Source organism: Streptacidiphilus sp. PAMC 29251, from assembly GCF_054208735.2.
Genome location: NZ_CM135725.2, coordinates 1486079 through 1503876 on the forward strand (window position 1 = coordinate 1486079; position 17798 = coordinate 1503876).

The 17798-nt window shown below is 71.1% G+C and carries 20 protein-coding genes and 1 pseudogene; 12 read left to right on the top strand and 9 right to left on the bottom strand.

What is annotated here, in order from left to right:
• Positions 1-41: 41 nt before the first annotated feature.
• The 3 genes from ACXKR8_RS07010 (at position 42) to ACXKR8_RS07020 (ending at position 3218) form a co-directional block, all read left to right on the top strand.
• The gene (locus tag ACXKR8_RS07010) at positions 42-1457 is read left to right on the top strand and encodes an IS1380 family transposase (protein ID WP_458267506.1); all 1416 of its coding nucleotides are present in this window, start codon (positions 42-44) and stop codon (positions 1455-1457) included.
• A 223-nt stretch (positions 1458-1680) separates the two neighbouring features.
• On the top strand, positions 1681-2748 hold the full coding sequence (locus tag ACXKR8_RS07015) for a PP2C family protein-serine/threonine phosphatase (RefSeq protein ID WP_458272022.1): 1068 nt from the start codon (positions 1681-1683) through the stop codon (positions 2746-2748).
• A gap of 92 nt (positions 2749-2840) precedes the next feature.
• Entirely contained in the window at positions 2841-3218 is a 378-nt protein-coding gene (locus tag ACXKR8_RS07020) for an STAS domain-containing protein (protein WP_458272023.1), read from the top strand.
• A 30-nt stretch (positions 3219-3248) separates the two neighbouring features.
• Here ACXKR8_RS07020 and ACXKR8_RS07025 read toward each other — a convergent pair whose 3' ends face one another.
• From ACXKR8_RS07025 to ACXKR8_RS07035, 3 genes are all read right to left on the bottom strand, one after another.
• Positions 3249-4268, bottom strand: coding sequence for a YihY/virulence factor BrkB family protein (locus tag ACXKR8_RS07025; RefSeq protein ID WP_458272024.1), 1020 nt, complete (start codon positions 4266-4268; stop codon positions 3249-3251).
• Between the two features lie 104 nt (positions 4269-4372).
• Positions 4373-5932, bottom strand: a complete 1560-nt coding sequence (locus tag ACXKR8_RS07030) for a DEAD/DEAH box helicase (RefSeq protein WP_458272025.1) — start codon at positions 5930-5932, stop codon at positions 4373-4375.
• Positions 5933-6256: 324 nt separating this feature from the next.
• Entirely contained in the window at positions 6257-6460 is a 204-nt protein-coding gene (locus ACXKR8_RS07035; RefSeq protein ID WP_034090357.1) for a cold-shock protein, read from the bottom strand.
• A gap of 339 nt (positions 6461-6799) precedes the next feature.
• Here ACXKR8_RS07035 and ACXKR8_RS07040 point away from each other — a divergent pair, with 339 nt between their 5' ends.
• Positions 6800-7216 carry an STAS domain-containing protein gene (locus ACXKR8_RS07040; protein WP_458272026.1) on the top strand — a complete coding sequence of 139 codons (417 nt, stop codon included), beginning with the start codon at positions 6800-6802 and terminating at the stop codon, positions 7214-7216.
• Here the strand turns inward: ACXKR8_RS07040 and ACXKR8_RS07045 are convergent.
• Positions 7182-7991 carry a metallophosphoesterase family protein gene (locus tag ACXKR8_RS07045; RefSeq protein WP_458272027.1) on the bottom strand — a complete coding sequence of 270 codons (810 nt, stop codon included), beginning with the start codon at positions 7989-7991 and terminating at the stop codon, positions 7182-7184. The genes ACXKR8_RS07040 and ACXKR8_RS07045 overlap by 35 nt on opposite strands.
• A gap of 161 nt (positions 7992-8152) precedes the next feature.
• Here ACXKR8_RS07045 and ACXKR8_RS07050 point away from each other — a divergent pair, with 161 nt between their 5' ends.
• Together ACXKR8_RS07050 and ACXKR8_RS07055 are read left to right on the top strand one after the other, a co-directional pair.
• The gene (locus tag ACXKR8_RS07050) at positions 8153-9685 is read left to right on the top strand and encodes a glycoside hydrolase family 3 protein (RefSeq protein ID WP_458272028.1); all 1533 of its coding nucleotides are present in this window, start codon (positions 8153-8155) and stop codon (positions 9683-9685) included.
• 40 nt (positions 9686-9725) lie between these two features.
• Positions 9726-10166: a hypothetical protein gene (locus ACXKR8_RS07055; protein ID WP_458272029.1), complete on the top strand. Its 441-nt coding sequence runs from the start codon at positions 9726-9728 to the stop codon at positions 10164-10166.
• 12 nt (positions 10167-10178) lie between these two features.
• On the opposite strand, the gene ACXKR8_RS07060 is transcribed toward ACXKR8_RS07055, so the two are convergent.
• Positions 10179-10769 (bottom strand): TetR/AcrR family transcriptional regulator, encoded by a 591-nt coding sequence (locus ACXKR8_RS07060; RefSeq protein WP_458272030.1) that lies wholly within the window; start codon positions 10767-10769, stop codon positions 10179-10181.
• 145 nt (positions 10770-10914) lie between these two features.
• Between ACXKR8_RS07060 and ACXKR8_RS07065 the strand changes: the two genes are divergently transcribed.
• From ACXKR8_RS07065 to ACXKR8_RS07080, 4 genes are all read left to right on the top strand, one after another.
• On the top strand, positions 10915-11550 hold the full coding sequence (locus ACXKR8_RS07065; RefSeq protein ID WP_458272031.1) for a response regulator transcription factor: 636 nt from the start codon (positions 10915-10917) through the stop codon (positions 11548-11550).
• A gap of 92 nt (positions 11551-11642) precedes the next feature.
• Positions 11643-12476, top strand: coding sequence for an SAM-dependent methyltransferase (locus tag ACXKR8_RS07070; RefSeq protein WP_458272032.1), 834 nt, complete (start codon positions 11643-11645; stop codon positions 12474-12476).
• Positions 12477-12606: 130 nt separating this feature from the next.
• Complete coding sequence (locus tag ACXKR8_RS07075; protein ID WP_458272033.1) at positions 12607-13128, top strand: hypothetical protein; 522 nt, start codon at positions 12607-12609, stop codon at positions 13126-13128.
• 41 nt (positions 13129-13169) lie between these two features.
• On the top strand, positions 13170-13580 hold the full coding sequence (locus tag ACXKR8_RS07080; protein WP_458272034.1) for a hypothetical protein: 411 nt from the start codon (positions 13170-13172) through the stop codon (positions 13578-13580).
• A gap of 58 nt (positions 13581-13638) precedes the next feature.
• Here ACXKR8_RS07080 and ACXKR8_RS07085 read toward each other — a convergent pair whose 3' ends face one another.
• The 3 genes from ACXKR8_RS07085 to ACXKR8_RS07095 form a co-directional block, all read right to left on the bottom strand.
• The gene (locus tag ACXKR8_RS07085; RefSeq protein WP_458267085.1) at positions 13639-13932 is read right to left on the bottom strand and encodes a DUF1330 domain-containing protein; all 294 of its coding nucleotides are present in this window, start codon (positions 13930-13932) and stop codon (positions 13639-13641) included.
• A 113-nt stretch (positions 13933-14045) separates the two neighbouring features.
• Positions 14046-15449, bottom strand: coding sequence for an MFS transporter (locus ACXKR8_RS07090; protein ID WP_458274917.1), 1404 nt, complete (start codon positions 15447-15449; stop codon positions 14046-14048).
• 77 nt (positions 15450-15526) lie between these two features.
• Positions 15527-15985 carry a MarR family winged helix-turn-helix transcriptional regulator gene (locus ACXKR8_RS07095; protein WP_458272035.1) on the bottom strand — a complete coding sequence of 153 codons (459 nt, stop codon included), beginning with the start codon at positions 15983-15985 and terminating at the stop codon, positions 15527-15529.
• Positions 15986-16172: 187 nt separating this feature from the next.
• Here ACXKR8_RS07095 and ACXKR8_RS07100 point away from each other — a divergent pair.
• Positions 16173-16271: pseudogene (locus ACXKR8_RS07100) on the top strand (IS5/IS1182 family transposase); the annotation flags it as partial.
• A gap of 12 nt (positions 16272-16283) precedes the next feature.
• Here ACXKR8_RS07100 and ACXKR8_RS07105 read toward each other — a convergent pair.
• Positions 16284-17156 carry an aldo/keto reductase family oxidoreductase gene (locus ACXKR8_RS07105; RefSeq protein WP_458272036.1) on the bottom strand — a complete coding sequence of 291 codons (873 nt, stop codon included), beginning with the start codon at positions 17154-17156 and terminating at the stop codon, positions 16284-16286.
• Positions 17157-17286: 130 nt separating this feature from the next.
• Here ACXKR8_RS07105 and ACXKR8_RS07110 point away from each other — a divergent pair, with 130 nt between their 5' ends.
• On the top strand, positions 17287-17733 hold the full coding sequence (locus tag ACXKR8_RS07110; RefSeq protein WP_458272037.1) for a winged helix-turn-helix transcriptional regulator: 447 nt from the start codon (positions 17287-17289) through the stop codon (positions 17731-17733).
• Positions 17734-17798 lie beyond the last annotated feature (65 nt).

Sequence of the window (17798 nt, forward strand, 5' to 3'; positions counted from 1 at the left end):
AATCCGTGGGGAAGAATACTGGACGTCTGACCGATCTGGCCATGTCGGCTGACAGGAGGCGGCAGGTCGGGCATGCGGGTGGGGTGCATCTGCAGGTGCTGGCCGAGCGGGCGGGGCTGGCAGGGGCGCTGACGCAGGCGATGCGGCGCCCGGGTTTCCGGCCGGGGCACGAGCGGGGGCGGGTGCTGGTGGACCTGGCCTGCGCGATCGTGCTGGGGGCGGTGGCGATCGGCGACATCGCGGTGCTGGAGCATCAGCGCGAGGTGATGGCGGGCGGCCCGGCGGTGGCGTCGCCGCCCACGGTGTGGCGGGTCCTGGACGAGGTTGGCGAGCTGCAGGTGCGCCGGGTCGCCCGGGCCCGGGCGACGGTGCGCCGGCAGGTGTGGTCCTGGCTGGAGAACCGGCCGCAGGGGTTCCCGTGGATCGTGGTGGACGGTGCGGCGCTGACCGGTTGGACGGTGATCGACTCCGATGCCACGCCGGTGGCCTGCGCCTCGGAGAAGGAGGGCGCGGCCGGGACGTACAAGAAGGGCGTCTACGGCCTGTGCCCCATGATCGCTTTCTGTGACAACACCGGGGAGATGCTCGCGCAGGAGCTGCGTCCCGGCGACGCGGGCTGCAACAGCGCCGAGGACAACATCGCCTGCTTCGCCGCCGCGGTCGAGCAGCTGCCCGCCGCCTACCGCCGCAAGATCTTGTTCCGGATCGACGGGGCCGGGTTCTCCCACGGGCTCCTGACGTGGATCGCGAAGGCCGGTGGCCGTCGCCACCCCTCCTTCACCTGGCAGTACTCGACCGGCTGGGCGTTCACCGACCGTGAGATGACGGCCGTGACGGCGCTGGACGAACTGGAGAAGCAGGAGCGCAAGCAGGGCCGTTCGGTGTGGCAGGCCGCCCTCGACGCCGACGGTGCCGCGCGTGAGGACGCGCAGGTCGCCGACATCACCGGACTGCTCGGCGACCTCTCGCTCTGGCCGCCCGGGCACCGGGTGATCGTGCGCCGCGAACCGCTGCACCCGCGCTACGTCAAGGACGCCTCACCCTACGAGCTCGAACACGGCATGCGGCTGCAGACGTTCGCGACCAACACTCCCGACCGTCAGGCCTCATGGCTCGATGCCCGCCACAGGACTCACGCCCGGGTCGAGGCGAAGATCCGCGACAGCAAGGACGCGGGCCTGAACCGGTTCCCCTCGCGCCACATGAAGGTCAACCAGGCGTGGCTGCTGGCCACCGCGCTGGCCTGCGACCTCCGCAACTGGCTCCAACTCCTCGGCTGTGAGGGCGAGATGGCCAAAGCCACCCCAAAGACCCTGCGCTTCCGCTTCCTGCACGTGCCCGCCGTGATCGTGCGCGGCCAGCGCAAACGCACCCTCAAGATCCCCAGAACCTGGCCCTGGGCGAACGCGGTCGTCCAGGCCTTCCGCCGCCTCATGGCCCTGCCCTACCCAACCTGACCTGGGCAAACCGCCCAGCAGAGCATCGAGAGGAGGCCGACCCGCAGTCCCCGGGCCCGTGGAACCCGGCGCCACCGACGCGACAGTCGACGCGCAGCCCTACCCGGCGAAGCCCGCCAGGCAGAGCAAAAGCGACAACCCGGGCACACGATCAACGGGCCGCTGCGGTGAAAGATTCAGGCTGGAGGGCGATGAGCTGTACCGCCTCCCCGACCCGGACACCGTGGACCCCGCGGAGTCGGTCGACCGCCTGGCCCGGGGCGCCGGCTTCGCCGCCGCGCAGGCACTGCGCGAGCGCCGCATGGTCACCGTCCCCGACCGGGTCCACCTCGAACAGCACTACGAGCCTGCGGCGGTGGCGGCGTTCGACGCCGTCGGGATCGGGTCCGCGGTCTGCCTGCCGCTGATCGCGGCGCGCGGCCCGGTCGGGGTCCTGGTCCTGGGCTGGGAGACCGCCCACGTGGTGGGCCTGGACGAGGCGGCCGTCCTGACCACCATCGCCGGCTACACCGCCCAGGCGGTGGAACGCGCGGTCTTCCTCGACGCCCGCGTCCACGTCGCGCACCAGCTGCAGCAGGCCATGCTCACCGATCTGCCCACCCTGCCCGGCATGGACATCGCCGCCCTCTACCGCCCCGCCTCGGTCGACGACATGGTCGGCGGCGACTGGTACGACGCCTTCCCGCTGCCCCATCCGCACGCCGACCGCGACCCCGGGGTGGCCATCACCGTCGGCGACATCACCGGACACGACATCCACGCCGCCACCCTGATGGGACAGGTGCGCAGCATGCTGCGCCAGTCCGTCCTGATCAAGAACGGCGAGGGCCCCGCCTCGGCGCTGGCCGCCCTGGAGTACGCCTGCCGGGTGCTGCCGCTGCCCGCCTCCGGCACTCTGGTCCACGCCCACATCCACCACGAGAACGACCAGTGGACCATGACCTGGACCAATGCCGGACACCCCCCGCCGCTGCTGCTGCACCCCGACGGCCGGGTCACCCGGCTGACCGACCACGGCCCGCTGCTGCACCACGCCCTGCCCGCGACCGAACGCCATGACCACGAGGTCGTGCTGGAGCCCGGGGCGACCCTGCTGCTCTACACCGACGGGCTGATCGAACGCGTCGGCCACGACCTGGACGGCGCCATCGACCACACCGCCGCCCTGCTCGCGGCCGGCGCGTCCATGCCGCTGCCGGCCCTGCTGGAGCACCTGGCCGACGAGGTCGCCGACGAGCGGGCCGGTGACGACACCGTGCTGCTCGCCCTGCGGATCCCCACCGCGGAATGACCGACCAGGGCCCAACCGCGGTGGACGCCCCAGACCCGGGTAGGTGGACGTCCTGGGGTGGGCCGGTGGTCCACCCGACGGGAAGGCACCATGTGAGCAGCCCTGCCACGCCGCGCGTCCCGAGCACCGCGCCCCCCGGGGCCGACGCCGCCCGCTGGCCCCTGGACACCAGCACCGTGCTCGTGTTCCGCGGAGTGCTCGACCGCCGGGTCGAGGCCTGCCTGAGCGCCGTCACCCGGCGGGCCCGCCACGCACGACGGCCGCTGGTGGTGGACCTGTCCGCGGTCACCCGGATCAGCGTCGACATCCTGGCCCTGTTGCTGGACGCCCACGCCGATCCCGGTCTGAGCTTCGTTCCGCCGCTGCCGCCCTCGTTCCTGGCCCTGACGGAGATGACCGGGACCAGCGACGTCTTCGCCCTGCTGCCCGCCGACGCCGCAGCCGCCGCCCCGGCGCCACCGCCGCGGTGAGTGCCGCCCGGGAGGGCTGACCCTCGGCGTTCAGTCTTCGGCCGCGGCCGCGGGCGGCGGATTCTGCGGGGGCGGCAGCTGGTCGAACTCGACCCGGACCTCCTCGAAGGCCTTGTAGGACTCGGTGGTGGCGTAGGAGGTGTAGGCCCGCTTGTCCGCGCCGGTCAGGGTGATGTCGTCGGTGAAGGGCGCCAGCAGATTGCGGGGCCACAGGCGGCGGGCGCGGACCGTGGCGCTCTGCGCGCACAGGACGAAGGTCAGCGCGCCCAGGTAGAGCCAGGTGAGCAGGCCGAGCACGATGGCGAACATGCCGTAGGTGGGGGTCGAGCCGCGCAGGGTGTGGCTGACGCTGTAGGTGCTGGCCGCCAGCAGCAGCTGCCAGACCACCGCCCCGGCCAGGGCCTCCGGCCACAGCTGTGCCACCTTCAGGGCACGAGCCGTCAGCACCCGGTAGGTCAGCAGCAGCAGAGCCGCGTTCACGGCCACCGAGAGCGCCACGGCGCCGATCCGGGCCGCCCAGCTGATGTCGACGCCGAAGACGTGCGAGGTCGCGGACAGCGCCGCCAGGGCGCTGGTGAGCACCACCCCGACCGCGAGCAGGCCCAGCAGGATCAGGCTGCGCAGCCGCCCCTTGAGCGGATTGGGACGGCGGAAGTGGGGCACCGCCCAGATCCGGTTCAGCGCGTTCTGCGCCGCCTGGGCGATGCCCAGCGCGCCGTAGAGGCTGCCGACGATGCCCACCACCAGGGCGAAGGTGTTGCCGTGGAAGGAGTGGATGTTGGCGCCTATCTGGTCCCCGATGACCGGGAACTGGCCCAGCGCCGAGTCCAGCACCTCCTGCTGCAGGTGGGGGTTGCCGTGCAGGGCGAAGCCGAGCCCGGTGGTCAGCAGCAGGAGCAGCGGGAACAGGGACACGAACCCGTAGTACGTCAGCAGGGCCGCCTGGTAGGTGCCCTGGTCCTCGACGAACTTGTAGACGACCGCCAGCGGCAGGCCGAGCCAGTGGTGCCGCCGCTGGTAGCCGTCGAGGCGGCTGATGATCGTACTCAAGGGCCCGGTCCTGTCCGTTGGGATCGCGTGCCGTGCGGCAGTGCTGCGCGGCAGTGCCGTGCAGCACTGCCGTGCAGCAGGACGCGTACCCCGGGAGCGGGACCCTAGGCGGCGACCCGCGGACGGCGCGGGCCCTGGCCGCGGGAGCCGCCCTGGGCACCCTGCGCGCCGCGGGCGCCCGCGCCGGCCGGGCGGTTGCGCTGGTTGCTGCGGCCGTAGCCGCTGCCGCTGCGGCGGGGGCGCTCGACCACCGGGTTGCTGATCACGACGGGCACCCCGGTCGGCACGCAGGCACCGGTGATGCGGGCGAGCTCGGCGTCCGTGGAGTGGACCTGGGTGGTCTGCGGGGTGATGCCGGCGGTGTGCATCAGCCGGGTCATCTCGCGGCGCTGGTTCGGCAGCACCAGGGTGACCACGGTGCCCGACTCCCCGGCGCGGGCGGTGCGTCCGCCGCGGTGCAGGTAGTCCTTGTGGTCGGTCGGCGGGTCGATGTTGACGACCAGGTCAAGACCGTCGACATGGATGCCGCGGGCCGCGACGTTGGTCGCGATCAGCGCGGTGACCTGGCCGTTGCGGAACTGCTCCAGGGTGCGGGTGCGCTGCGGCTGGGACTTGCCGCCGTGCAGGGCCGCGGCCTTGACCCCCTTGGCCAGCAGCTCCAGCACCAGCCGGTCGGCGCCGTGCCGGGTGTCGGTGAACATGATGACCCCGCCGTCGCGGGAGGCGATGTGGGCGATGGCCGCGTTCTTGTCGTGGCCCTGCACATGGAGCAGGTGGTGCTCCATGGTGCTGATGGTCGCGGCGGAGGGGTCGACCGAGTGGGTGACCGGGTCCTTGAGGAACCGGCGGACCAGGCGGTCGACGTTGCGGTCCAGGGTGGCGGAGAAGAGCATGGTCTGCCCGCCGGGGGCGACCTGGTCCAGGAGTTCGGTGACCTGGGGCAGGAAGCCCATGTCGGCCATCTGGTCGGCCTCGTCCAGGACGGTGACGGTGACCTGGTCGAGCCGGCAGTCGCCGCGCTCGATCAGGTCCTTGAGCCGGCCCGGGGTGGCCACGACCAGCTCGGCTCCGCGCTGCAGCGCCTGGGCCTGACGGCTGATCGACATCCCGCCGACCACGGTGGCAAGACGGAGCCGGACCGCGTGGGCGTAGGGGGTCAGCGCGTCGGTGACCTGCTGGGCCAGCTCGCGGGTGGGCACCAGGACCAGGGCCAGCGGCTGGCGCGGCTCGGCCTTGCGTCCGGCGGTGCGGGCCAGGACGGCGAGGCCGAAGGCGATGGTCTTGCCCGAGCCGGTCCGGCCGCGGCCGAGGACGTCCCGCCCGGCCAGGGAGTTCGGCAGGGTCGCCGCCTGGATCGGGAACGGCGCGGTCACACCCTGCAGGGCGAGGGTCTGCAGAAGGGCGTTCGGCATGTCCAGCTCGCTGAACGCCTCCACTGCGGGAAGCGCCGGGGTGGTGCTGACCGGGAGCGCGAACTCACCCTGCGGAGAGGATCCCTGACGCCCCCTCGGCGACGAGGAGCGCGAGCCGCCACCGCTCCGCTGCCCGTAGGAGGAGCCGGAGCCGCTGCGCTGCCCGTAGGAGGAGCCGGAGCCCTCGGCACGCGAAGCCGAGCGGGCACGGGGGTTGGAACTGCGGTCGGACGAATGGCTGGAACGGATCATGGGATGACCTTCCTCGAATGTGGCGCGCGTCGAGGACGGCTCCGAGCCGCGCCGACGAGGGCGCGGGGAGATCGCACGAACGAGCCAGAAAAGTATGAATGCGGGGCGTGGACGGTAGAACCGTGCGGCACGTCACCTACGGTCGGCGCACACCCACAAGGGGCGGCAGAAACCTCGAACCGTACTTCGGTCGCCGGTGGCGGAGCCAGAGAGGCCCAGGCAAAGGGCCGGAATGGTGCATCAGATGGTGCCACCCGCCCGCACCACGGTTGGTCCGTGGTGCGGGCAGGAGCTTCGCAGCCTCAGCGGCCGCGGAGATGGAACTCAGAGCGGACGAATGTTCTCGGCCTGCGGGCCCTTCTGGCCCTGCGTGACGTCGAACTCGACCTTCTGGCCCTCGAGCAGCTCGCGGAAGCCCTGGGCGTTGATGTTCGAGTAGTGGGCGAACACGTCAGCGCCGCCACCGTCCTGCTCGATGAAGCCAAAGCCCTTTTCCGCGTTGAACCACTTCACAGTGCCAGTAGCCATATATGTAACTCCTTGATGGGGGCCTGATACCGGGATCCGTACGTCACGGATCCCGCGCCGCCGTGATGATGACCAGCCCGGACGATGTCCGGGAAAACAAAAATGCGCCCGTTGGCTACAACCAGCAGGCGCACACATAAGTTCATGGGAACCACAACTGCAACAGACACCACTGTAGCAGGAGAAGGCACGCCGCGGTCATCGCTGAACACCGGCCACCAGTTCCGGTGACAGTCTGTGCTCTGTCGGAGGCAGCCCGTACGGTGGGAGGCGTAGCCCCGGACCCCGGCCGCGCCTGCCCGGCACACTGCACGCGCATGGCGAATCCCAGGAGCCCGCATGGCTGCCACCGCCCCGTCCGCCGATCTTCCCTGCAGGACCGTCAGCCTGCGCGGAGAGCTCGATCTCCGCGTCGGCGCCGCGCTCAGGAGCAGACTCGCCGGCACGCCGGGCGAACGCCACCTGTACCGCGTGATCGTCGACCTCACCCAGGTCACCTTTATGGACAGCTCTCCCCTGCACGTGCTGGAACACGCCCAGGACCGCTGCGCGGACCACGGCGGCTGGCTGCGGCTGGTCTACACCCACCGCACCATCGCCCTGCTGCTGCGCGCCGCCGACGCCGCCGGCCGATTCCCCCGCTATGCGACCATCGCCGACGCCCGCTCCGGGCGGACGGCGCCTCGGACCGCCCTCAACCCGCAGTCTTTGGCCGCAGCCCTCAGTCGGAGAACACCCGGCTCTCCGCGTCCGTGACGATCTCCTCGGGCGTCGGGGGCGAGGTCAGCAGGGTCACGATGGTCTCCGCGGACGGGTCGCCCGAGGCCCGGGTCCGCGCCACCGCCTCGTCCGCGTCGTAGCGGCTGCTGCGGAGCCGCACATCGTCGGGGCCCAGCAGGGCCCAGTAGGCGGTTCCGGGCACGCCCCGGTGGAAGGGCAGCCCGACGCTCCCGGGGCCCACGCTGCGTCGACCCGCGACGGTGCGGTCGAACTGGAGGTGGGTGTGTCCGGTGACCAGAGTGCGCGCCCGGACGCCGGCGGTCAGCGCGGCGAAGCGTTCGTCCGACGTGCCGGGGGTCACCAACTCATGGTCGCTGCGCGGGGATCCGTGGCAGAACAGCACCGGTCCCAGTGAGCCGACCTGCACCACCACCGAGAAGGGGAGCGCCTGCAGAAAGGCCATCGCCTCGGCGGAGTGCCGGGCCGGGATCCAGGCCTCGCGCGGGCGTCCGGCGTCCCGGATCCCGGCGCCGATCTCCGCGGCGTACCGGTCCGCGTTGCCGCGCACGCACAGCGCGCGGGCGCCGAGCGCGGCGATCAGTTCATAGGTCTGCTGCGGTTCGGGGCCCCAGGTCAGATCACCGCAGATGACGACCAGGTCGGCCGACCCCACGTCCGGCTCGGCCAGCACGGCCGCCAGCGCCGGGACGTTGCCGTGCACATCGGACAGCACGGCCACCACGCCGACCGGCCCGTACCACCGGGTCGGCCCTTCGCCGTCCCTGGGCCCATGGAGCACCGGTTCCACCATCCGGCCATTCTGCCCCGGGCCAGAGCCGGTTGGGGAGAGGAACACCGGCAGCACCCTTGACACCCCAGTTGGTCCCTACCAATATCCAGTATCCATTGGTCCGTACCAAGATGGAACGACGTAGTCGACGCAGACAACTCCGATCCCGGAAGGCCCAGTCGATGACCTCCAGCAGGCCCGCGCAGACCGACCCTGAGCTTCGACGTCTCGCCCTCTCGGTCCTGCAACCAGGATTCGTCGGCACGGAGGCGCCGGACTGGCTGCTGAGGGCCATCGGGGACGGCCTGTCGTCCGTCGTGCTGTTCTCCCGCAACATCGCCTCTCCGGAGCAGGTGGCCCGTCTCTCCTTGCAACTGCGCTCCGAGAACCCGGAGTTGATTATTGCGATCGACGAGGAGGCAGGCGACGTCACCCGCCTGGAGGCCTGGACCGGCTCCACCCGTCCCGGCAACTTCGCCCTCGGCGCGATCGACGACGTCGAACTCACCGAGTCGGTCGCCCGCGACATCGGCCGCGAACTGCACGCCGCCGGGGTCAGCCTCGACTACGCGCCCAGCGCCGACGTCAACTCCAACCCGCGTAACCCCGTCATCGGCCTCCGCTCCTTCGGCGCCACCACCGAGTTGGTCGCCCGCCACACCGCCGCGTGGATCCGCGGCCTGCAGGCAGCGGGCGTGGCCGCCTGCGCCAAGCACTTCCCGGGCCACGGCGACACCGCGGTCGACTCCCACCACGGCCTGCCCAGCTACGACGCCAGCGCCGAGGAGATCGCCGCCGTCTCCCTCCCGCCGTTCCGCGCGGCACTGGACGCGGGAGTTCGGGTGGTGATGACCGGGCACCTCCTGGTGCCCGCCCACGACCGGGAGCACCCGGCGACGCTGAGCCCCACCCTCATCAACGACCTCCTGCGCAAGGAACTCGGCTTCGACGGCCTGGTGGTGACCGATGGGATCGAGATGGGCGCGGTCGCCGACCGCTACGGCGTCGACGGCGCCACCGTCGGCGCGGTCGTCGCGGGTGCCGACGCCGTCTGCGTCGGCGGCGAGCGCGCCGACGAGGCGACGGTCGACCTGCTGTCGGGCGCCCTGCTCGCCGCCCTCGGCTCGGGCGAGCTGACGGAGGGTCGGCTGCGTGAAGCCGCCGACCGGGTACGGGACTTCGCCGTGTGGTCCGCCGGACTCGGGCGGAGCGTGCCGATCAGTGCGATCCGCGGCGACATCGGCTTCGCGGCCGCCCGCCGCGCGATCCGGCTGAGCGGGCCCGCCGAGGAGCTGCTGCCCATCGCCTCCGCCCCGCACGTCGTCGAGCTGGTGCCCAGGACCAACCTCGCCATCGGCAACGAGACCCCGTGGGGCGTGGCCGCGCCGCTGCGTGAGCGGCTGCCCGGAACGACCTCCGTCCGGGTGCATCCCGAGCAACTCGGTCTATTGGCAGGCGTCCTGGACCAGCTGGCGCTGAAGCCGGCCACCGGCCGTCCGCTGGTCGTGGTCGTCCGCGACGCCTCCCGGCACGACTGGATGAGCGCGGCCCTGACCGAGCTGGTCCGGGCCCGCCCCGACGCGATCGTCGTGGAGATGGGCCTCCCGGGGCACGTGGCGCCGGGGGCCCTGCACATCGTCACCCACGGCGCCACGACCGCCTCCGGCGTGGCAGCCGCCGAAGCGCTGATCGGCAACCGCCGCCGGGCAGGCTGAGCGGGCCCTGGATACTGGCGGCTCCACACAAGGGGGCGCCATGAGTCATGCGGTCGGGGCAACGCTGATCGGCCTGTGGATGATCGTGCTGGTCATGGCCGTGCTCGGGGTCAGGCGCGCTTGGCGGCTGCCGTCCAAGCCGCCCCGGCCGGCGGGACCGCCGGGCGGTCAACTGCTTCAGCATGCCCGGGCGAATCGTCGCGCCATCCTGCCGCTGGCGGTCAGCTACTGGTCGATGACCTCGGTGGTCCTCTGTGACACCTACCGGACCCGGACCAGCGGCTGGCTCCGGGCGCTCTGCGACGTGGGGTACGTCCTCTCCGGCGGCCTGCTGCTGGTGTCGCTCGTCCTCACCGGTACTGTCGTCCGCCTCAACCGTCCTGGCTTCCTCGTTCCCCCCGCACTGCGGGACCAGGACGGCCTCCCCTGGGAGGGCTTCGGCTACTGGTTCCAGCCCTGGCGTTGGTTCGACCGAGGCTGAGCTGCCGCGCGCTCAGTCGTCCTGTTCCCCGGACCGGGGCCAGTGCTGCAGCAGGGTGTGCAGGGCGTCGAGGCCCCGGACCCAGGAACGCTGCGGCGGACGCCGGTCCGCGAACCCGCCCGCGGCCTCCAGGGCCACGAATCCGTGGAAGGTGCTGCGCAGCAACCGGACCGCGTCGGTCAGGTCGGGCTCGGCCAGCCCGTAGCCACGCAGCATGCCGTAGGTCAACTCGACCGCGCGCCGCGGTCCCGGCGCCTTCGCGGCCAGTTCGGGGTCGATCCGGATCGGGGTCTGCGTGGCGGTGTAGCGGCCTGGATGCTGGTGGGCGTACTCCCGCCAGGCGTTCGCGAACGCGACCAGCGCGTCCTTGCCGGCCCGTCCTGCGGTCGCCTCCGCGATGCGGATGGTCTTCTCGTCCGCCGCCAGCAGGGCGATCCGTCCGCGCAGATCCTCCAGGTTGCGGACGTGCGTGTAGAGGCTCGCGTCCTTCACGCCGAGCCGCCGCGCCACCTGGGACATGGTCACCTGGTCGAGCCCGACCTGGTCCGCGAGTTCGGCGGCGGCGATGGTCACCCGCTCCGCCGTCAGCCCTGCCCGAGCCATGCGTCCCCCTCATTTTCCTAGAGATCCTCGATATAAACGAGGAATCCTAGGAATGGCAAACCGGGGTCGTGCGGAGTTCCGAGTGAAACCCTGAGGAAACCCGAGCGGAACATACTGGGGTCGAGGCGGAAGCAGGGGGCGGCTGGTGCGGGTGCTCATCGTGGAGGACGACGAGGAGATGGCGCGGATGGCCGTGGACGTGGCGTTCGACGGGTTGAGCGGGCTCGAACGCGCGCTGTGCAACGACTACGACGTGATCGTCCTCGACCGGGACCTGCCCGGGATGCACGGTGACACCGTCTGCGCCGACGACTACCTCCCCAAGCCGTTCGACTTCTCCGCGCTGGTCGCCAGGATCGGCGCGCCGGCCCGCCGGGCCCACCCGGCCGCGCCACGGGTGGTCCGCCACGGCGACCTCGTGGTCGACACCGCGCGGCGGAGGGCCAGCCGCGGGGACCGGCGGCTGGAGCTGGTGCCCAAGGAGTTCGGCGTGCTGGAGCTGCTGCTCGCCTCCGGCGGCCGGGCCGTCTCGGCCGAGGAACTGCTCGAACGGGTCTGGGACGAGGCCGCGGACCCGTTCACCCATGCTGTGAAGATCACGATCAGCCGGCTGCGGTCCAAGCTCGGGGATCCACCGGTCATCGAGACCGGCCTAGGGCTCGGCCTGTCCATCGTGCAGGCCATCGCCACCGCCCATGACGCCGACCTCACCGCCACCGCGGAACCGGGCGGCGGACTGACCGTCACGGTCGGATTCCCTCCCCCGGTCACTGGGAGGTGAGTTGGCAGGTGGTCAGCAGGCAGACCGCTGCGGCGGGTTAGGCTGAGCGCTGTCGATCACGACACCGCCGCGAGAGGAAGGTCGGCCCATCCGTGTCAGAGAACTGGATGACCGAAGCAGCCAAGGGTGTCGGGGAGCCGACCAATCTGCACCCCGAGATACCCCATCCCGCCCGCGTGTACGACTTCCTGCTCGGCGGTAAGGATCATTTCCCGTCCGACCGCGAAGCCGGTGAGGCGATCCTGGCCATGGGCGAAGGCGGCCGCACCGCGGTGCGCGCCAACCGGGCCTTTCTGCAACGTGCCGTGTCCACCCTCGCCGAGCTGGGCATCGACCAGTTCCTCGACATCGGCACCGGCATCCCCACGGCGGGCAACACCCACCAGACCGCACAGAAGTCCAACCCCGAGGCCCGGGTCGTCTATGTCGACAACGACCCGATCGTGCTGACGCACGCACGCGCGCTCATGTCCGGGGCCGGGCACGGGGTCACCCGGGTCCTGCAGGCCGACCTGCGCGAGCCCGAGAAGATCCTGGCCGCGCCGGAGGTGACCGAGACCCTCGACCTCACCCGCCCGGTCGCGCTGCTGCTGGTCGCGGTCCTGCACTTCCTCAAGGACAGCGAACAGCCGGGTGAGATCGTGGCCAAGCTCATCGACGCCCTGCCGTCCGGCAGTTATGTCGTGGTCAGCCATGTCACCGGCGAGGCGCTGACGGACCAGGAGGTGGCCGGCGTCGGCGTGGCCTACAGCAAGGTCCCGGCCGGGATGAACCTGCGCACCCGCGAGGAGGTGTCCCAGTTCTTGACCGGGGTGGAGCTGCTGGAACCCGGCCTCGTCCTCTGCCCGTTCTGGCGCCCCGAGGGCGAGCCCGCACCGGACGGCGACCGGGTCAGCATCCTGGCCGCCGTCGGCAGGAAGCCCTGAACGGAAGTCCTGACCGTCCCGCCCGCCGTCCCCCCGATGCCCGGCCCCCCGTATCGTCCCGGCCAAGCCGAGCGACCTGCTGTCACTGGGCGTCGATCGGGGCGGCGGGGGCCTTCGTGGCCCGGTCGGCGTGGAGCAGTTCCTCCAGGTGGCGGCCTTCGATCGCTCACTCGCGCGCACACTCGCCGGATTCGAATGGCGCCGCCGGGGCCGCAACGATCAGAAGCCGGTACCGCTTGAGCTCCTCCTCCTGGACGGGGTCACTGCTGAGGCGCGGCAGATGGTGGTTGAGGAGGTGATCCGGGAGGTCGCCCCGAGTGCGGATTCGGTCGACATCGATCTGATCTCGGACCTCCCCTGGCCATTGGACGCCCAGGCCGCCCTCGCCGCGATCACCGACGCGACGGGGGCCCGGGAGGGAGAGACCGCCGTCGTCCTGGATCTCACGGACGAACGGCAGCGCGAATGGTTCATCACCCTGGTGCCGCACACCATCTCCTCAGAGGTCTGGGGCCCGTCCGGGTCGGGACTCTCCTTCTGCGCGAGTGACACCGGATCGGTGATCGGGTGGCACCTTCCCGCTGATCGGTGGGAGCGTGTCCGCGCCCGGCTACGGAGCCGGGGCGTTGATCCCGACTCGGCCGCACACTGACCTCGGTGCTTCGCCAGGGCAGCCGGGCTTGTTGACGGAGTGTGCGACGAAAAGAAGAGGCGCCCAAGGAGCCCCTGCACCCACGCCACACCAAGGACGCCTCGCCCTACGAACTCGCCAAGGGCATGCGCTACCAGGCCTTCGCCACCAACACCCGGCGCGGGCAGGCCCAGTTCCTGGACGCCCAGCACCGCAACAAGATTGCCCACCAGGCCGCACTCATCGAGTCCGCACACGGGAGCGACCCGGCGGACGTCCCGAGCAGGGCCCCCGCGCGCGCCACCGGCCGCCGCATCCTGCTGATAGCGTCCGGAGGCGCCGCCGACCTGCGCCGAGCCGACCCGGCTCTCCTGCACCCCGCCGCGCCGCCGCGCCGCCGGAACCGTCGCCGGACTGGACATCACCGCCGATGCCACTGGCCTGACGCTGTTCGCGACGGTGCGGCGCGCTGACGAGCCGGGGTGCTCCCCGCAGCCGGCTTCGTTTTCGTCGCCGACGCAGCCTCGATCGTCAGTCGAGGCCTTCGATGATGCGGAAGTCGCGCTCGACGCCGTCGGCAAGGACGGCCAGCGCCTCCTGGTAGGCCGCACTCGCGCGTGCGGCGACCGCCTGTTCGAAGCTGTCGAACTCGATCAGGATGGTGCGCTCGGCGATTCCGGCGTCGTGTACGGCGACCCGGCTGCCGCGGCTGAGCACCCGCCCGCCCCCGGCCCTGACGGCTGGACCGGCCAGCTTGTCGTAGGCAGCCAGCTTCTCGGGGTCCGCGATGCTGCGGTAGACGCTGACCCAGTAGCCCTTGGCCACGGTAACCTCCTGTGTTCGGAATGGATGCTCAGAAGCATGCTCGGATCCACGGCCGGCGCGCTGTGGCTCATCGAGCAGACGGAGACGGCGTCGAAGTCGGACGGCTTCGATCCTCAGCTTCCGGTTCGACTCGACCGGCCCGGGCCCGGCACACCGGCTGGGGCTGTGATCGGTGCGGTCTCGGGTGAGCGTCGGCGGGCGAGGGCGAGGCCGGCCATCGTCGTGATCGCCATCGCGCCGACGCCGACCAGCGCCGCGGTCGTGTAGGCGCCGTCGTTCGGGAAGAGGCGGCCCGTGGCGGTGCCGGCGGCCAGGACCAGACCGCCGATGGCGCTGCCCAGGGAGTACCCGACGCTGCGGACGACGTAGTTGAAGCTCATGGCGCTCGAGGTCTCGCTCGTGGGGGTGACGGCCAGGATGACGCCGGGCATGGCGGCCGAGAAGCTGCCGACGCCGAAGCCCAGCACGCCCATGGCCGTGAGCAGTTCGGCCAGGTCGGACCGGGCGGTGGCGAACAGGACGAACCCGCCGCCGACGATGGCGGCGCTGCCGGCCAGGAGCAGGGGGCCCTCGATCCGCGTCCGGACCCGCGGCGTGAGCTTGCCGGCGACGAACCCCAGCACGGAGAACGGGATGAGGACCAGCCCCGCCACGAAGGTGGTCAGTCCGAAGCCGTAGCCGGCGCTGTGCGGCGTCTGCGCGTAGCGGGTGATCAGCGTGAGCAGGAGGTACATGCCGATCCCGCCGACGAACATGGCGATGTTCGCCCCGGCGACCGCCGGGTGCCGTACCGCCCGGACGTCGACCAGGGGCGTCTTGGTTCGCAGTTCGGAAACGGTCCAGACGCAGAGCAGGAGTACGGCGGCGACGGCAAGGGTCACCGCTACGGCGAGGTGTCGGCTCCACAGGCTGCTCTCCCCGGCCAGGAACAGGACGAGGCCCAGTCCACCCGCCAGGACGAGCGCACTGGCCACGTTCACGTGAGCGGAGCGGCCTTCGGGAGCTGCGGGCATGGAGCGCCACGCGGTCACGAAGGCGAGGGCGGTGACGAGCAGGCCGAGGCCGTAGGCGGCCCGCAGTCCGCCGAACTCGGCGAGCAGCGCGGCCAGCGGGTAGCCGACGCCGGCTCCGATGATGGAGACCACTGAGATCAGGGCGATCGTGGCCGCGCTGCGCTCCTCGGGAAGATGGTCGCGGGCCACGCCCATCATCAGCGCCGTGAGAGCGAGTCCGACGCCTTGGGCCGCTCTGCCCACGAGCAGCCAGGCGAACGGCAGCGGCAGCACGGTGAGCGCGCTGCCGGCGACGACGACCGCCAGCGTGGCGAGAATCGTGGTCCGCCGGTGCGGACCGGCTCCGAGCCTGCCGAGGACGGGTGTGGCGACGGCGCCGCTGAGCAGGGCGATGGTCAGGGTCCACTGCGCGCTGTCGAGGGAGACGTGGAACGTGGTCGCCACGCTGGTGATGAGCGGGGTCCCCAGGCTGGCGACCGCCGCCACGACCAGGGCGATGAACATCAGGGCGGGGACCAGCAGAGGTGCCTCGGAACGTATCAGGGCCGTGCTCGTGGGCTGGTCATGGGCCTGGGCCGCGGTCACCGGTCCGAGTCCTCTCGGGCGTGGCTTTCGAGCTCCGCCAGATGCAGCAGCGCCGGAAGGGCTGCTGCCAAGGCCTGGACCTCGTCACCGGTGAGTTCGTCGATCAACCGCGCGTACGCGTCGACGCCCGCCTGGCGTCGCGTCCGGACGTAGGACGCGCCGGCCTCGGTCAGGCACACCAGCGTGACCCGCTTGTCGGCCGGATCGCCCCTCCGCTCGACCAGCCCGGCTTCCTCCATCACCCGGACCAGGACAGTGATCGCGGGCTGGGTGACGCCCTCGGCCACCGCCAGATCGGTGATCCGTCGCGGACCGGTCTTGTCCAGGGTCGCCAAGGTGGCGGCGGACGTCAGGCTCATGTCGCGGGGAAGACGTCTCACCGCCCTGGTGGCCAGACCGTAGAGAGCGGACCCGATGGCATCGGAAGCGCCGTGCGCGGCGTCTCGGTGACTCATGCCAGAAGCATAACAGATTTATATGAATCCCTTATGCATCTCTCGGTCAGGGTTCGGCGACACTTGACTTACAACGCGTTCGCGTTAGAGCTCGCGCATATAGGCGCTGTGGGGGCCTCGGCGAGAAGGCGGGCATGGGTGCCAGTGATCATGGAGTTGCGACACTCTGTGACCATGGGGGAGACCTGTGCCCGTCCTTCCAACATCGCTGACCGACCCGTTGTGGGACCAATTCGCGGCGCTGCTGCCCGAGCGGCGGAGGGTCGATCCGGCCCATCCACTGGGAAGTTCCGTGGGGCTATCGGCCGATCTTGGCCAGCTCGACGAGATCCTCGTCGGAGAGCGAGAGTCCTGCGCCCGCGATGTTCTCGCGCAGGTGCGCCACCGACGAGGTGCCGGGGATCAGCAGGATGTTCGGCGACCGCTGCAGCAGCCAGGCCAGGGCGACCGACATCGGTGTCGCGTCCAGTCGGTCGGCCACGGCCGTGAGCGCCGAGGACTGCAGCGGGCTGAAGCCACCGAGGGGGAAGAAGGGCACGTAGGCGATGCCCTGCTCGGCGAGCTCGTCGATCAGCTGGTCGTCGTGGCGGTGGGCGAGGTTGTACATGTTCTGCACGCACGCGATCGGCGCGATCGCCTGCGCCTCGGCTACCTGTTCCACCGTCGCGTTGCTCACGCCGAGGTGCCGGATCAGACCCTGCTGCTGGAGTTCGACGAGCGCCTCGAACGCCTCGGCGAGCGAACCGGCCACGGGGCCCTGGGCGTCGCCGAATCGCAGGTTGACCACATCCAGCGCGTTGAGGCCGAGGTTCTCCAGGTTCTCCTGGACGGCCCGGCGCAGCTCTTCGGGCCGTCGGGCCGGGGGCCAGCCTCCCTCTTCGTCCCTGGTCGCACCGACCTTGGTCACGATGTGCAGCGCGTCACGGTACGGGTGCAGCGCTTCGCGGATCAGCTGGTTGGTGACGTGCGGCCCGTAGGCGTCGGCGGTGTCGATGTGGGTGATGCCGAGGTCAACGGCCTCGCGCAGGACGGCGAGTGCGCCGTCGCGGTCGGCCGGCGGCCCCATGACCCAGGGGCCGGCGAGCTGCATGGCGCCGTAGCCGAACCGGGTGACGGTCAGGTCGCCCAGGGGCCAGGTGCCGCCGGGAAGGGAGACGGAGGGGGTGCTCATGGTGTGCCTTTCGTGTTGAGACAGGGGGTGGTTCCTAACGGCGTCTTGCCCCATCATTGACATGTAGCTTCCTGCTGGGAAGTAGGTACTTCGGAGTGCGTAAGGCACCCGCAGGTGACAGGAGCGGCCCATGGCAACGATGACGGCGGTCCAGCAGAGGGCACAGGCCAAGGTGGAGTACGACGCCTTCCTGGCGGTCTGCCCCAGCCGCAAGCTGCTCGACCGGCTCTCCGACAAGTGGGTCACGCTGATCCTGGCCGCGCTCGGCAGCGGCGGCGGCTCGCATCAGCCAGGCGCCGACTGCTCCGGCGAGCCCCGGTCGATGCGCTACTCGGAGCTGTTGCGCCTGCTGGTCGGCGTCAGCCCGAAGATGCTCACCCAGACGCTGCGCTCCCTGGAGCGCGACGGTTTGATCACCCGCACCGCGACGCCGACCGTGCCGGTCACGGTCGCCTACGAGCTGACGGATCTCGGCCTGTCGCTGCACGAAATGATGCGCGGCCTCAAGACCTGGGCCGAAGAGAACATGGACGATGTGCTCGCCAACCGCGAGACCCACGACACCCGTGTCGCCTGAACCACAGGGGCAAGACGTCGCCGTCGTCATTTTAGGTTTGCCTGATCCGGGTTGCCGGTCGCCAG

What these genes read in the sequence shown, in the direction of transcription:
- ACXKR8_RS07040 (WP_458272026.1), top strand. Translation starts at nt 6,800, where the DNA reads ATGGCTGCCACCGCCCCGTCCGCCGATCTTCCCTGCAGGACCGTCAGC.
- ACXKR8_RS07045 (WP_458272027.1), bottom strand. Translation starts at nt 7,991, where the DNA reads ATGGTGGAACCGGTGCTCCATGGGCCCAGGGACGGCGAAGGGCCGACC.
- ACXKR8_RS07095 (WP_458272035.1), bottom strand. Translation starts at nt 15,985, where the DNA reads ATGAGTCACCGAGACGCCGCGCACGGCGCTTCCGATGCCATCGGGTCC.
- ACXKR8_RS07090 (WP_458274917.1), bottom strand. Translation starts at nt 15,449, where the DNA reads ATGTTCATCGCCCTGGTCGTGGCGGCGGTCGCCAGCCTGGGGACCCCG.
- ACXKR8_RS07030 (WP_458272025.1), bottom strand. Translation starts at nt 5,932, where the DNA reads ATGATCCGTTCCAGCCATTCGTCCGACCGCAGTTCCAACCCCCGTGCC.
- ACXKR8_RS07010 (WP_458267506.1), top strand. Translation starts at nt 42, where the DNA reads ATGTCGGCTGACAGGAGGCGGCAGGTCGGGCATGCGGGTGGGGTGCAT.
- ACXKR8_RS07050 (WP_458272028.1), top strand. Translation starts at nt 8,153, where the DNA reads ATGACCTCCAGCAGGCCCGCGCAGACCGACCCTGAGCTTCGACGTCTC.
- ACXKR8_RS07105 (WP_458272036.1), bottom strand. Translation starts at nt 17,156, where the DNA reads ATGAGCACCCCCTCCGTCTCCCTTCCCGGCGGCACCTGGCCCCTGGGC.
- ACXKR8_RS07110 (WP_458272037.1), top strand. Translation starts at nt 17,287, where the DNA reads ATGGCAACGATGACGGCGGTCCAGCAGAGGGCACAGGCCAAGGTGGAG.
- ACXKR8_RS07055 (WP_458272029.1), top strand. Translation starts at nt 9,726, where the DNA reads ATGAGTCATGCGGTCGGGGCAACGCTGATCGGCCTGTGGATGATCGTG.
- ACXKR8_RS07035 (WP_034090357.1), bottom strand. Translation starts at nt 6,460, where the DNA reads ATGGCTACTGGCACTGTGAAGTGGTTCAACGCGGAAAAGGGCTTTGGC.
- ACXKR8_RS07060 (WP_458272030.1), bottom strand. Translation starts at nt 10,769, where the DNA reads ATGGCTCGGGCAGGGCTGACGGCGGAGCGGGTGACCATCGCCGCCGCC.